We start from the raw sequence: 12,819 nt of genomic DNA on the forward strand, positions 1-12,819 counted from the left end.
ACTCTCTTCGCAAAGATCATAAATTTTACACCTTTCCCAATTGGGTATCGTAATGTAGTACGCCTTGCTTCAGCAATTTCAACGATTTTATTAGCTACATCGATCGGATTACCAAGTGTATCGCTGCCACTATTAATATGTTTTTGTATTTTATCCATATACTCTTTGTAAGGAGAGGTCGTATCAGATTGGTTTTCAGCTAAGTGTTTACCCACTTCCCATATGTTCGTGTTATAAGAACCTGGTTCAATTAAAGCAACATCTATTCCGAATGGTTTTACTTCTAAGCGAAGGGATTCACTCCAGCCTTCTAATGCATATTTTGAAGAAACGTAAGGGGATAAACCAGGGAATCCGACTTGGCCGCTAATACTGCTTATATTAATAATTTTTCCGCTTTTCTGTTCTCTCATATAAGGTAAAACAAGTTGAGTAATTGATATAGCTCCAAAAAAGTTCGTTTCAAATTGTTTACGGTATTCCTCTACTGGAATTTCTTCTATAAAGCCCCCATTGGCATATCCTGCATTATTAATGAGAAGGTCTACTCTGTTTATTTCTTTTAAAAATAATTGAAAGTTATGTATAGAGTTTTGATCGGTTACATCTAATTGTTGAATTTTTATGTTTTGTTGTAAGTTGAGTTTAGCAGCTTGAGATAGTAAGTTTACTTGTTTTTCAAGGTTTCTCATCGTAGCGATAACTAAATAATCTTTTTTTGCAAGTTCAAGTGTAGTTAATAGTCCGAATCCACTTGATGCACCTGTAATAACCGCAATTTTTTTATTCATTGTCCGCTCGCTTTCTTTTTCTTTCATCATAACGAGTATTAAGGAGAAAATCTATTAATCTTACATATTGTTTTTATGCAAGTAATAGAAATTAGTAGTATTTCTGTATTTTAGGAGGCGGCTTATGGATTAGGTGCTAGCGCATAAGTGTGGATAAAAAGAGGGAATCGTACAGACTCAGCGTATATAGAGAAGTGAGTGTTGCATTCATGATGATGAAATTAAGTTTTTAAAATGGGGGGAAGCAAAGTGTTCCATGTTAAAGACGTTTTAGCAGATCAATTATTAGCAAATGCGAATGATCCTAGTTGGTATATTCCATTTTCAGATGCAGTTAAGGATTTATCTGAGAGAGAAGCCTTCTGGAAACCGAATGAAGAGAGTAATAGTATAGCTGAAATTGTACAACATTTGCTGTATTGGAACTCGACATGGCAAACAAGGTATAAAGAATCAAATGTTAATGCTGTGCCCGCTATTGGTGATAATAACAAGAGTTTTATGCTATCTGATAATCAAACATTTGAAGAGTTAAGAGAAAAACTATTAGAGAAACTGTTACAGTGGCAAAGTCTCATAAATGAAGACAAGGTTGAAAGTGATGTAATTGGATTTCCTGTATCTGCAAAGTGGTGGGAAATATTAGCTAATGTAACGACTCATAACGCGTATCATATTGGTCAAATTATTTACATTCGGAAATTGCAGAAGAGTTTTGATAGTGAATAATGTCATGATTCTCTAATTTATTTGAAGCAAATGAAGCATTATTACAGGCGGTAGGACATGCTGTACATGCTTAAATGTAGAAAGACCAGTCTATAATGACTGGTCTTTCTACTATCTAATAATAATTAAGTAGCAAAATGCCCTGTTACTATTTGATTTCAATTGCTGAAGTAATATCGTTCCAATCAGCAGCTAAATTAGCAGTTTTACCATACCAATCAGAGTGTCTAAAGGAGACACCTTTTCCATATCCTTGTGTTGAAGTATGTTCCCAAAGTGTCGTTGAATAGCTTGCAGAAGGTGAAGCTGTACTTACAGAAGAAATTCTGTCGTTCCAGCTAGATGGTAAGTTTTTAAAGCCGCTGCTCCAGTAAATATATTGGCCACCTTTATCTTTATGTTCATAAAAATCAGTACTACCAGCACCACTACCTAAAGGGTTAATTTGATTTTTTAGTGCCTTTTTATCTTTTTCAATAAAAGCATTCAATGCTTCTCTGTTAGTAAATCCGTAAGCTAACCAATCTCCATTTTCATTTTGTTTAGGTAGTACCATAGTAATTTGGATGTCTTTTTTTGATTGATCGCTTAATTTTGCAAATGAACTAACATTCTTTTCATCAACTTTTAAATAATCAAATGTTTTAATTGTATTATCTTTTTCTGCAGCACTTACTACTCCTAATCCTCCAGTTAATGCAAAACCTGCTACTAATGTCCCTGCTACTAATTTCATCAACATATAACCATCCCTTTTTGTTTAAATTTTTGTACAGGCAAAACTTGTACATGTAAAATGTATTCCAATTTCGTATTTTTGTAAATATTCTGAAGTTTTAGAAATAATAGGCGGAATATTTACAGTTTTACATTTATTCTTTAGAAAAAACGGTTATTGGAATGATATAATAAGTGGATATATTGCTTTTCTTGGATGTTAAAATGTTTTAGGAGAGATGTCATTGAAATATTTCACAATAGAATGGTATAAAGAAATGCAAGTATTTGGATTTTTAATTTTCTCAGAAACATTAGAAGAATGGGAAGAGATGTTGCGAGAGAGCGAAAAGGTAGGAATGGATTATAAGAAAAGTTTGAGAGAAGACGTGGAAGAAAAGAAAGAAGATTTATTAAAGTTTCTTCCTAAGTCACTACATCCGTATATTCATGACAACACAATTAATTCAGAATATCCATCGGAAAAATTAAAGAAACTTATGCTTGAGTGGACAGAGGACTATGAGAAAAGAATGAATGATTTAGAACAAGATTATTTAGAAAATTTTAATTCTATAAAAGAAAAACTTCCACAGAATGTCGTGCAACTACATGAATACTCACTACATGACAGTGTAGTCAAATCAGTTGAGAGGAGATCAAAAGATAGGCTAATTATTACTTTAGATTGCAGTGGTAGTTTTAGTGATTTTGAAAAGCTTCGACTTACTTTTATAGGAGTTACGGAATATTCAATGCCGAAAAAATTTGAAGGTGCTTGGTGGATGTGTCATGAAATAGAACTTACTGAAGATGGATTTGAATTGGGTGTGTTATTTGATTGTCCATTTGAAGAAGTAATAATTTGTGCAAAAGATGTATTGCTTGAGAAATGTAACTAGTAAACTTTATTAGTTTAATAACAAAAAACAGTCTTAAATGACTGTTTTTTATTTAGATACTAGATTATCAAGCTTCCAATATGTATCTGTTAACGGAGCAACTTTACTATCTATGTATAAATACATGTTATTTAAATCTTTTGGTGAAGTTTTCATATTAAATTGAATGTCAGTAGTTAAAGAGAACTCAGATGGAACCTTTTTAGCGTTCTCATTTTGTATAAATTCACCTTCATATTTTTCACCAGTTTTTTCATCTTTTATGAAATATTGTATTTCCGAAAGATCTATCGTTTGTCCGTCAGCACGAGCATTATTGATTGTAACACGAGTTGTAAGGCGCCACTCTTTGTCTATTTTTTCGAACTTTGCATTTTCAACTGTCGCTCTATAGTATTCGTTTTTAAATATTTCCCCATAGTGCATTGCATCTTTTTCGAGAGTGCTCTTTTCTTGTTTTGGTTGAGCACTTTCATTACATCCTGCCATTATTCCTGTAAATATTAATGCTGTACAAGTTACTTTAATTAAAGATTTCATAGTAATTCCTTTCTGTATTAAAAAGTAAAACATAGGAATAATTTTACATCAATAGGAAGATAAAAAGTAGTCTTTTAGTAGAATATGCAAATATGCATTTATTTGCTATATAAATAAATGAAATAGAAAGAGAGGGAAAACCTGTATAAAGACGGAAGAATAAGGATTGAAAATATTGTAAAACGGAAGAAACGTGCATATAATTTAAAATAAAGGATAAATTTCTGAATCTTCAATAATGGTGGTGAGAACATGTTTACTGAAGAACGTCGAGGAAAGATTTTAGAATTACTTAAGAAAGATGGAAGAGTAATCGCAAAGGATCTTGCGGAAAGCTTTGATATGTCTATCGATTCTATAAGAAGAGATTTGTCAATTATGGAGAAGAATGGTTTATTAAAAAGAACTCACGGAGGTGCAATTGAACTTACGCGAGTGAGAAACTTAGCTGCTGAATCATTTAAACGTTTTAGTGATAGTTCAATATACGAAGAAGCAATTGCTAAAGTTGCTTCTTCGTATATACAAGAAGGAGATTCCGTTTTTATTGGTGGGGCTTCAATTCATTGTGCCATGTTAAAGTTTTTACCCGAGACATCATTTACAGTTATTACAAAATTCTATAGAGATAGCTAGTTCGTTACGAGAATATAAGAACATAGAAGTGTATTTAACTGGTGGTAAGGTAAAACCTTCAGGAAATATTACTGATACACTTGCCTCGGAATTGATAAGTAGATTATCTATTGATCTTTATTTCTCTACAGGTGGTGGTATTTCATTACATGGTATAAGTACTGCAACACCTGAAGTTGCATATTTTAGTAAAAGGGTAAGTAAAATCGCTCGAAGGAATATTTGTTTAGCTCCTCATAACAAACTCGGAATAGACTGCTTTATAAAAGGAGAGTCACTTAAAGAAATTGACCTTATAATTACAGATGAAGAGGCTAGCAAAGAAACTATTCAAAAATTTGAGAATCAAGGTAAACAAATTGTAATAGCGCCAATAGATTGCATTTAAAAGGAGTTTGAAATGATTATAAAAGGACAAGAGTTTCATATAAATGGATTAACTTATACAATTCGTTCTGCAGCTGAAACAGATGCAGATCGGTTATCAAAAATACGAGTTCAGATCGATGGAGAAACTGAAAATATGGATAGAGAAGAAGGCGAGGGGTTTATAGATACGAAGGGATTCCAACAAATAATAAAAACAGATAGTGAGAAAACGAGAAATCTCTTTTTAGTTACGGAAGTACATAACCGTATCGTTGGATTTTCGAGATGTGAAGGATCTGATTTAACGAGATTATCTCATAAAGTAGAGTTCGGAGTTTGTATTTTAAAAGAGTTTTGGGGATATGGAATGGGTATGAGCCTATTACAACAATCTATTAATTGGGCTGATGAAAATGCAGTGAAAAAGATAGCATTACAAGTGCTAGAGACAAATGAGAAAGCCATTCAGCTTTATAGAAAGTTAGGTTTTGAGGTAGAAGGTATTCTAAAAAATGATAAAAAACTATCGGATGGTAAGTATTATAATACGGTAGTAATGGGAAGGTTTGCTGATACTTTTCATAAAAGAGGTGAAGAAGTATGTTTTACAGAAGGAAGTACTATGTAGTAAAAAATGAATTCATAGAAATATTTAATGATCATTTCAATGATACTAATTTACCTAATCAAATAAAATATGGTTCTCGTTTAATAGGACGCTGGATGAAAGATAATAATGATGGTACGACTGAAGTATTTGCAATATGGGAATATAATAGTTATGAAGATTATGAAGCAATTGAAAAGAAAATTAGAAGTGACAAGATGCATGTTAGAAGAATAAATGATTGGTATGAAAAACATGGAGGGAAAGAATATGTTTTACAGGAATACATATTGGAGATGAAAAATGAAGAGTTACTTTGTACTGTAAAATGATAGGGAGTGAAGCTTAATGGGGATTAGAACGAAATTATATATTAGTTTAGCAGCCACTATTTTATTCGCAATAGCGGCGATAGTTTTCTTTATAAATAACAATCCACAAAAGTGGTTTTGGTTATGTATTTTCTTTGGGTCCATTATACAAAATATAGTGCTACTAAAAAAGAATAAAGAAGCGCATTAAAATATTCGAATTTTCAATACACTCGTATCTTTTTCTAATTATGTTGAAAACACTATTTCTCCTGTTCGATTGAGTCTTCACATCATGGTAACTTCAATTGTCCATGCAATTGAACGTGAATTAGCATTCAAATACATCAAAATAAACTATATTTAATTCACCGCTTTATAGATGTAATTCATTGTGATGGAGAAGTTGCTATTTGTAATCAATTTTCAAAATGGAAATGTACGGGAAATATGCGAAAAGAAAATCTTATTTTATTACAGAAAATGATGGGAAATCAAAATAAATTAAGTTATAAAATGGAAATGTTTCATTAGTTGCAAAACTATTAGATGTAATCCGCAGTACATTATATAAACGTATACAAAAATTTAGGCAATAAAAGTAGATTTTTGTAATCTACTTTTATTTGAGGGCTCATGTTCTGTCGGAATGTGCGCTTGCCAGGGAAATAATAGAATAGTTAGAAAAAAGATTTCCTGAAGGGGGTTAGCTTGTGAAGTATGTTGAAATCGGAATCGGGAATAGGTGGTTCATTCGAACGGAAACCGAAAATAAAGATGGAACTGAATTTGAGGAACGAGGAATTATAAAACCTATTTACTTTGAGTCTTTATATGTACGAATTTGGTTTCGGAAAACGTGTTTTATTTTTGATATGAAAGAGGGTTTTAAGAAAGTAAGAAAAAGTAGAGCTGAGTATAAGTTTATTGTTGGAATGGTGAGTAGGTTAAAACAATAGAATCAAATAGGTGGTGTTTTTATGATTAAAATTACTACATTCATACTCGCTATTATTGTAATGGGCTATTCTATTTACAGCTGGAATGATGGTTCGAAGCAAAGTATGCTTATTTTACAATTACTGTTAGGCTTTATGCTTGCTGGTATGGGGATACAAAACGTTAAGAAGGATGAAAAAGAGAATAAGAATATGGGGTTGTTGCTTTTACTTACATCGCTATTTTGTATCATCGTATCGTTAATAAAATATTTTAAATAAACAGTTACTTAACATATTGAGTAACTGTTTATTTTTTTGAAGTTTTCTCATTAAAAGTTTCAGTAGCTGTTTGGTATATTTTTTTATCAATACAAAATTTTTCAGTTATCCAATAAGTAAGTTCAGAAGAGGTAAGGCTACTTTCTCTTTTCTTACCTTGGAAATATCGTTTTAAAATATTATCATTAATAGAAGTTGGAATGCCATCGATATAACCGAAAATTTGAATTTTCTTTAATACAGGAGAAGAATGCCAGTCATTAGACTTTATAATGAGTTCTTTCATACTTGTTAAATGTATTGGCTCTGTATTTAAGATATTTGCTGGACCAGGATTTCTAGTAATATGAATTCCCTTATTTGATACTTGATAAGCAAAGGTTGCCCTTACATTACTCACTTGAAATGATTCATAAAGTGGATATGCTTGAAATAAAGGTGCACAGTAACCAACATCGACATAATAAGGTTGCTCTAAGTTAACACGTACGCATAAATGTCCAGGATCCATATACATATACTGCACAGAAAAACCTAGATTTGATAATAGCCAATGAAATCCAATAGAATGAGTCCAACAAGTACGGCCCATACCTTTAGTTGTAATTCGATTTATGTATGTCTTGATGGAAGGTAAGTAATTACCTGTTTTATTACCTTTTTCCCCGTCAATTATTTTAGTAAGAGTTTCCCACTTTACTTTCTCTTGATGAGCTTTAACAAGTTCATTTAAAAAATTTAAACTTACAGGCTTTTTTGTAACGGATAAAAATGATAGAAACTGATTTATTAGTTTTTCTTGTGACATTCGATCTTCCTTTCTATATAGAAGTTGATATTAATAATATTATATAATAATTGCTAGAAAATACAGTTATTTATTGCGAGGGAGAAAATCAAATGCCGATGTCAATATATTATAAAAGACTTCGTGAAAAATTAGGATCTGAACTTATTTTTATGCCGAGTATAGCTGCTGTAATTAAAAACGAGCAGGGGGAAATATTATTTCAATATCCCGGAGGAGAATACTGGAGTTTGCCAGCAGGGGCAATCGAACCAGGAGAAACACCAGAAGAAGCGGTTGTTAGAGAAGTGTGGGAAGAAACAGGATTAAAAGTAAAAGTGAAAAAAGAAAAAGGAGTATTTGGAGGGGAAGAATTTCGTCATACATATTCGAGTGGAGATCAAGTAGAGTATATTGTTGTTGTATTTGAGTGTGAAATTATCGGCGGTGGATTGAAAGCGGTTGATGGAGAATCTGTAAAACTAAAATATTTCCCTTTATCTGAAAAACCACCTTTAGCATTACCGTATCCCGATAAAATATTTTTATAGATGTAAAATAGCACACCTTATGAATAAAGGGTGTGCTATTTATATAGACCTGTCGTATACATCACTGTCAATGTATGTACAACTTCTTCTAAATCTAGCTCTTTATCATTTTGCACAATTTCCCAAAGAAACGTTTCATTCATCGCGAACCAACCACGAGCTACAATCTCTTTATTTAATTCAGGCTGCGCCAATCCACTTTCTTGAGAGTAAGTAATATCCTGTGTAATACTTTTTATAAAGCGTTCACGAATCTTCTCCCATTTTTGACTTATCTCTCCTGATAATCCTATTGCTTCTTCCACAACTTGCAAAATATCTCGTTCTTCTTCCGCTAATTGTAAGAATGCTCTAACTTGACTTTGAATCATATCACATGCGTCTAATTTTGTTTCAGGTGAAAAAGAGCGATCTGCAATATCATAAAAGCGATTCATAACATCTTCCATCAAAACGATGAGGAGAGCATCTTTGTTTTTAAAGTATACATATGCTGTTCCATAACCAGTTTCTGCATGTTTAATAATTTGCGTGATTGTAGTTTTCTGAAATCCGTTTTTTATAAAAATAGTATAACCGGATTGTAATAGTTTCTTTTTTGTTTCTAAGGAGCGGTATTTTCTTGTTGAAAGAGTAGAATTTTTCAAGGAATCACCTCTTTATACTGAAATATCTGAAAATATAATTGTATTGTAAAAGAAGTTCGTATATAAAGTCAACTGACATAATATCATTGACGTTATATCAATTTAAGTGATATATTTCAATTAGTTAGAATAAAAAGAAAATTAAAAGAAGGTGACACCATGTATAAAGAACCATTTCAACCAACTTATGAGTATGTGCTTGAATGTGATAAACATGATGAACTGAAAGATTTTCAATCTGAATTTTATAAAAAAGAAGGAACAATATATTTAGATGGTAACTCTTTAGGGTTGCTTTCAAAAAGAGCAGAGAAATCGTTACTTACATTGCTAGATTCATGGAAAGAGTTTGGGATTGATGGATGGACTGAAGGTGAGCATCCGTGGTTTTTCCTTTCGGAGAAATTGGGTGAATTGACAGCACCTCTTATTGGATCTTTACCGGAAGAAACTATTGTAACCGGTTCTACGACTGCGAATATACATCAAGTTATTGCGACGTTTTATGAGCCAAAAGGAATACGAACAAAAATTCTTGCGGATGAATTAACTTTTCCGTCAGATATTTATGCACTTCAGAGTCAAATTCGTTTAAAAAGCTTAGATCCAGATGAGCATTTAGTACGAGTGAAAAGCCGAGATGGAAGAACACTTTCTGAAGATGATATTATTCATGCGATGACCGATGATATCGCTTTAATATTATTGCCTTCTGTACTATATAGGAGTGGACAAATTCTTGATATGAAGCGATTAACAGCTGAAGCTCATAAACGTGGTATTCATATCGGTTTTGACTTATGTCATTCAATCGGCTCCATTCCGCATCATTTTAAAGAGTGGGATGTAGATTTCGCTGTATGGTGTAATTATAAATATTTAAATGCAGGTCCTGGTGGTGTTGCAGGCCTTTATGTAAATAATAAACACTTTAATAGACTCCCAGGATTATCGGGTTGGTTTAGTTCTAGAAAAGATAAGCAATTTGATATGGAGCATTCATTAACTGCGGCTGACCATGTAGGAGCTTATCAAATAGGCACACCTCACGTATTAAGTACTGCACCATTAATCGGTTCTCTTGAAATTTTTAAAGAGGCTGGTATTGAAAAGTTACGTGAAAAATCATTACATATTACGAGATATATGCTTGATTTAATTGAACATGAATTAAAAGGCTTTGAATTTACAATTGGGAATCCATTAGAGGATAAAAAACGAGGCGGGCATATTTATTTAGAACATGCTGAGGCGGCACGTATTTGTAAAGCGTTAAAAGCAAATGGGGTTATTCCAGACTTTAGAGCTCCAAATGGAGTTAGACTTGCGCCTGTTGCTTTATACAATACGTATGAGGAAGTATGGAACTCTGTACAAATTTTAAAGAACATTATGAAAGATGAAGAATATAAAAAGTTTGAAAATAAGCGAGAGGTTGTGGCATAAGCATGAAAACATCGCAGTGGATTGATATTTCACAACCGTTAAATAATGATATCGCGACGTGGCCAGGGGATACACCTTTTTCATATGAAGTTTCATGGTCAAAAGAAAACAGTGGTTCAGTAAATGTCGGAAAGTTAACGATGAGCATTCATACAGGTACTCATATTGATGCACCTTTTCATTTCGATAATGACGGTAAGAAGGTGTTAGATTTAGATATAGATGTATATGTAGGTACAGCACGAGTTATCGATGTTTCAGGGCTGGAAAGTATCGGTAAAAAAGAATTAGAAAGTTTTAACTTAGAAGGTGTAGAGCGACTATTATTACGTACATCTTCACATGGTAAAGCAAATGAATTCCCAGATGTAATCCCGCATTTACGCGCAGATATTGCAGCCTTTCTTTCTGAAAAGGGAATTCGTTTAATCGGGGTAGACGTACCATCAGTTGATCCTTTAGATGATAAAGAACTAGCAGCGCATCATCAATTATTTAAACATGGAATACACATTTTAGAAAATGTCGTACTAAATCACGTAGTAGACGGCGATTACGAACTTATTGCATTACCACTTGCATTAACAGATGCGGATGGGAGTCCAGTTCGAGCTGTTATTAGACCAATATAAATAGAAATGAACACAAAGGGGCGTTTGGCTAATATGAAAGAAAATGAAAAGGTAATTATGGAAAAAGGGATTCATACGGATTTTAAGGAGAATATGACGTACGGAGAGTATTTACAGCTAGATAGCTTATTATCTAGTCAACAAAGATTATCAGACCATCATGATGAAATGTTATTTATCGTCATCCATCAAGCGAGTGAGCTTTGGATGAAATTAATTTTACATGAACTGAATGCGGCGATTGAATCAATTAAACAAGATAAATTACCACCAGCTTTTAAAATGTTAGCACGTGTATCAAAAATTCAGTCTCAAATTATTCAATCTTGGGATATTCTTGCGACATTAACGCCATCAGAATATATTGAGTTCCGTGATTCACTTGGTCAGGCTTCAGGTTTTCAATCGTATCAATATCGAATGATTGAATATGCACTTGGTTATAAAACACCACATGCATTAAAGATTTATGAAAAGGACCCAGAATTACATGCTCGTCTTCATAAAGCACTTCATGCACCAAGTTTGTATGATGTTGCGATACAGGCGCTTGTTAAAGAAGGATTCCCAATTCATAAAGATGTGTTAAATCGTGATGTTACACAGCCTTACGAAGAGGATGCAACTGTAGAAGCGGCTTGGGTAGAAGTATATGCGGACGTGCAGAAATATTGGGATTTATATCAGCTTGCAGAGAAATTAATCGATATTGAAGACTGGCTACAACAATGGCGTTTCCGTCATATGAAAACGGTAGAACGAATTATCGGTCATAAAATGGGAACAGGTGGCTCTTCTGGCGTATCTTATTTAAAACGAGTGCTTGATCAATGCTTCTTCCCAGAGCTTTGGAACGTTCGAACGAAATTATAAAAATAAACTTGTCAGCTATTAAATGCTGGCAAGTTTATTTTTTGTTTTAAAAACAAATATGATTTAATAGAGAGAACGAGATGAACTACAAATATTACATAATCATTTAGATGGAGGAAGATTTCTTGAATTTCGAGCAATTACAAAATAAATTTGAAAAGAAAAAAGTGAATACATTTCTTGTTTATCAAAAAGGGGAAACAACGACTGAGTACTATAAAACGATAGACTGTGCAAATGAGTTATTTAAAATAAATTCGATTACAAAAAGTATCGTATCCATATTAATTGGCATCGCAATTGATAAAGGATATATAAATGATATACATTCAACAATCACAACATGGATTCCCAATGTACCGGAGAAAAAGAGGGAATTAACGTTGTATCATTTATTAACTATGACAACAGGAGAAGATTGGCAAGAATTCGGCAATGGGGTCGTTTTCCCAAATGACTTTGTGGAATCAGACAATTGGGCGCAATTCATTTTAGAAAAGCCGTTCATTGAAAAAATGGGTATGAAAATGAATTATAACTCAGGTTCTTCTCACTTACTTAGTTACGTCATTCAAGAAGCAACGGGAATGTCGACGGAGCAGTTCGCGAAAAAGTATTTATTTGATCCATTAAACATTATGGAATATGAATGGCAACAAGACCCGCAAGGTATATATGTTGGCGGATTCGGTATGAAAATGAAATCTATAGATGTATTAAAGTTAGGAAAATTATGTTTGCAGAATGGATATTGGAAGGGAAATGAAATTATATCATCGAAATGGTTAGAGCAATCAAGTACAGCTCTATTTGAAACGTATGAACATGTCGGGGCATACGGGTATCACTGGTGGGTATTAAATAACGAAAGATTTCACATACCGTATTGTATGTATTTTGCTATGGGATACGGAGGGCAATACATTATTATCATTCCACAGTTAGAGATCGTAGCAGTAATTAGTAGTCACATGCCTAAACGTGGCCTCGTACCATTAAAGTTATTTATAGAGCATATAAAAGAGAATGCCAATCATAAATAAGAAGAGGAAGGAGGTGTG

General features: G+C 32.9%; 17 protein-coding genes and 3 pseudogenes. 15 read left to right on the plus strand and 5 right to left on the minus strand.

The features are described from left to right. Nucleotides 1-791 (minus strand): oxidoreductase (locus CDB3_RS10565; protein ID WP_218673339.1); only part of this gene is annotated, 791 nt, incomplete at its 3' end. A gap of 249 nt (nt 792-1,040) precedes the next feature. Between CDB3_RS10565 and CDB3_RS10570 the strand changes: the two genes are divergently transcribed. Continuing rightward, nucleotides 1,041-1,520 carry a DinB family protein gene (locus CDB3_RS10570; RefSeq protein WP_128854443.1) on the plus strand — a complete coding sequence of 160 codons (480 nt, stop codon included), beginning with the start codon at nt 1,041-1,043 and terminating at the stop codon, nt 1,518-1,520. Nucleotides 1,521-1,668: 148 nt separating this feature from the next. On the opposite strand, the gene CDB3_RS10575 is transcribed toward CDB3_RS10570, so the two are convergent. After that, nucleotides 1,669-2,262, minus strand: coding sequence for a hypothetical protein (locus tag CDB3_RS10575; RefSeq protein ID WP_128854444.1), 594 nt, complete (start codon nt 2,260-2,262; stop codon nt 1,669-1,671). A gap of 220 nt (nt 2,263-2,482) precedes the next feature. Here CDB3_RS10575 and CDB3_RS10580 point away from each other — a divergent pair, with 220 nt between their 5' ends. Continuing rightward, entirely contained in the window at nt 2,483-3,139 is a 657-nt protein-coding gene (locus CDB3_RS10580; RefSeq protein WP_128854445.1) for a DUF4085 family protein, read from the plus strand. 48 nt (nt 3,140-3,187) lie between these two features. Here CDB3_RS10580 and CDB3_RS10585 read toward each other — a convergent pair whose 3' ends face one another. Continuing rightward, nucleotides 3,188-3,679, minus strand: coding sequence for a hypothetical protein (locus tag CDB3_RS10585; protein WP_128854446.1), 492 nt, complete (start codon nt 3,677-3,679; stop codon nt 3,188-3,190). Nucleotides 3,680-3,931: 252 nt separating this feature from the next. On the opposite strand from CDB3_RS10585, the pseudogene CDB3_RS10590 reads away from it, so the two are divergent. The 8 genes and pseudogenes from CDB3_RS10590 to CDB3_RS10615 all read left to right on the plus strand — a co-directional run bounded on the left by CDB3_RS10590 (nt 3,932) and on the right by CDB3_RS10615 (nt 6,822). Continuing rightward, nucleotides 3,932-4,703: pseudogene (locus CDB3_RS10590) on the plus strand (DeoR/GlpR family DNA-binding transcription regulator). A 12-nt stretch (nt 4,704-4,715) separates the two neighbouring features. Beyond that, nucleotides 4,716-5,312: a GNAT family N-acetyltransferase gene (locus CDB3_RS10595; RefSeq protein WP_128854447.1), complete on the plus strand. Its 597-nt coding sequence runs from the start codon at nt 4,716-4,718 to the stop codon at nt 5,310-5,312. Beyond that, complete coding sequence (locus CDB3_RS10600) at nt 5,285-5,623, plus strand: NIPSNAP family protein (protein ID WP_128854448.1); 339 nt, start codon at nt 5,285-5,287, stop codon at nt 5,621-5,623. Before CDB3_RS10595 ends, CDB3_RS10600 begins: the two co-directional genes overlap by 28 nt. A gap of 16 nt (nt 5,624-5,639) precedes the next feature. After that, nucleotides 5,640-5,813, plus strand: a complete 174-nt coding sequence (locus tag CDB3_RS31630) for a hypothetical protein (RefSeq protein ID WP_179139690.1) — start codon at nt 5,640-5,642, stop codon at nt 5,811-5,813. A gap of 84 nt (nt 5,814-5,897) precedes the next feature. After that, nucleotides 5,898-6,022, plus strand: a pseudogene (locus tag CDB3_RS33235) (helix-turn-helix domain-containing protein); the annotation flags it as partial. A gap of 104 nt (nt 6,023-6,126) precedes the next feature. Next, a pseudogene (locus tag CDB3_RS33085) lies at nt 6,127-6,201 on the plus strand (helix-turn-helix domain-containing protein); the annotation flags it as partial. A gap of 114 nt (nt 6,202-6,315) precedes the next feature. Next, the gene (locus tag CDB3_RS10610) at nt 6,316-6,561 is read left to right on the plus strand and encodes a DUF3977 family protein (RefSeq protein ID WP_128854449.1); all 246 of its coding nucleotides are present in this window, start codon (nt 6,316-6,318) and stop codon (nt 6,559-6,561) included. 21 nt (nt 6,562-6,582) lie between these two features. Next, the gene (locus CDB3_RS10615; protein WP_128854450.1) at nt 6,583-6,822 is read left to right on the plus strand and encodes a DUF3953 domain-containing protein; all 240 of its coding nucleotides are present in this window, start codon (nt 6,583-6,585) and stop codon (nt 6,820-6,822) included. A gap of 28 nt (nt 6,823-6,850) precedes the next feature. On the opposite strand, the gene CDB3_RS10620 is transcribed toward CDB3_RS10615, so the two are convergent. Then, on the minus strand, nt 6,851-7,630 hold the full coding sequence (locus CDB3_RS10620; RefSeq protein ID WP_128854451.1) for an arylamine N-acetyltransferase family protein: 780 nt from the start codon (nt 7,628-7,630) through the stop codon (nt 6,851-6,853). A gap of 92 nt (nt 7,631-7,722) precedes the next feature. On the opposite strand from CDB3_RS10620, the gene CDB3_RS10625 reads away from it, so the two are divergent. Continuing rightward, entirely contained in the window at nt 7,723-8,160 is a 438-nt protein-coding gene (locus tag CDB3_RS10625) for an NUDIX domain-containing protein (RefSeq protein ID WP_128854452.1), read from the plus strand. Nucleotides 8,161-8,195: 35 nt separating this feature from the next. Here the strand turns inward: CDB3_RS10625 and CDB3_RS10630 are convergent, their stop codons facing one another. Further along, nucleotides 8,196-8,807 carry a TetR/AcrR family transcriptional regulator gene (locus tag CDB3_RS10630; RefSeq protein ID WP_128854453.1) on the minus strand — a complete coding sequence of 204 codons (612 nt, stop codon included), beginning with the start codon at nt 8,805-8,807 and terminating at the stop codon, nt 8,196-8,198. 159 nt (nt 8,808-8,966) lie between these two features. On the opposite strand from CDB3_RS10630, the gene kynU reads away from it, so the two are divergent. From kynU to CDB3_RS10650, 4 genes are all read left to right on the plus strand, one after another. Continuing rightward, nucleotides 8,967-10,253, plus strand: a complete 1,287-nt coding sequence (gene kynU, locus CDB3_RS10635; RefSeq protein WP_128854454.1) for a kynureninase — start codon at nt 8,967-8,969, stop codon at nt 10,251-10,253. A 2-nt stretch (nt 10,254-10,255) separates the two neighbouring features. After that, the gene (gene kynB / locus CDB3_RS10640) at nt 10,256-10,885 is read left to right on the plus strand and encodes an arylformamidase (RefSeq protein WP_128854455.1); all 630 of its coding nucleotides are present in this window, start codon (nt 10,256-10,258) and stop codon (nt 10,883-10,885) included. A 33-nt stretch (nt 10,886-10,918) separates the two neighbouring features. Further along, nucleotides 10,919-11,758 carry a tryptophan 2,3-dioxygenase gene (gene kynA / locus CDB3_RS10645; protein WP_128854456.1) on the plus strand — a complete coding sequence of 280 codons (840 nt, stop codon included), beginning with the start codon at nt 10,919-10,921 and terminating at the stop codon, nt 11,756-11,758. Between the two features lie 125 nt (nt 11,759-11,883). Beyond that, on the plus strand, nt 11,884-12,801 hold the full coding sequence (locus CDB3_RS10650; RefSeq protein WP_128854457.1) for a serine hydrolase domain-containing protein: 918 nt from the start codon (nt 11,884-11,886) through the stop codon (nt 12,799-12,801). Nucleotides 12,802-12,819 lie beyond the last annotated feature (18 nt).

Source organism: Bacillus sp. CDB3, assembly GCF_002081505.1.
GTDB classification, from domain to species: domain Bacteria; phylum Bacillota; class Bacilli; order Bacillales; family Bacillaceae_G; genus Bacillus_A; species Bacillus_A cereus_AT.

Bases quoted from the DNA above. Each gene is read 5' to 3' on its own strand.
- CDB3_RS10575 (WP_128854444.1), bottom strand. From the start codon at position 2,262: ATGTTGATGAAATTAGTAGCAGGGACATTAGTAGCAGGTTTTGCATTA.
- CDB3_RS10585 (WP_128854446.1), bottom strand. From the start codon at position 3,679: ATGAAATCTTTAATTAAAGTAACTTGTACAGCATTAATATTTACAGGA.
- CDB3_RS10595 (WP_128854447.1), top strand. From the start codon at position 4,716: ATGATTATAAAAGGACAAGAGTTTCATATAAATGGATTAACTTATACA.
- CDB3_RS10600 (WP_128854448.1), top strand. From the start codon at position 5,285: ATGTTTTACAGAAGGAAGTACTATGTAGTAAAAAATGAATTCATAGAA.
- CDB3_RS31630 (WP_179139690.1), top strand. From the start codon at position 5,640: ATGGGGATTAGAACGAAATTATATATTAGTTTAGCAGCCACTATTTTA.
- CDB3_RS10615 (WP_128854450.1), top strand. From the start codon at position 6,583: ATGATTAAAATTACTACATTCATACTCGCTATTATTGTAATGGGCTAT.
- CDB3_RS10620 (WP_128854451.1), bottom strand. From the start codon at position 7,630: ATGTCACAAGAAAAACTAATAAATCAGTTTCTATCATTTTTATCCGTT.
- CDB3_RS10625 (WP_128854452.1), top strand. From the start codon at position 7,723: ATGCCGATGTCAATATATTATAAAAGACTTCGTGAAAAATTAGGATCT.
- kynU (WP_128854454.1), top strand. From the start codon at position 8,967: ATGTATAAAGAACCATTTCAACCAACTTATGAGTATGTGCTTGAATGT.
- kynB (WP_128854455.1), top strand. From the start codon at position 10,256: ATGAAAACATCGCAGTGGATTGATATTTCACAACCGTTAAATAATGAT.
- kynA (WP_128854456.1), top strand. From the start codon at position 10,919: ATGAAAGAAAATGAAAAGGTAATTATGGAAAAAGGGATTCATACGGAT.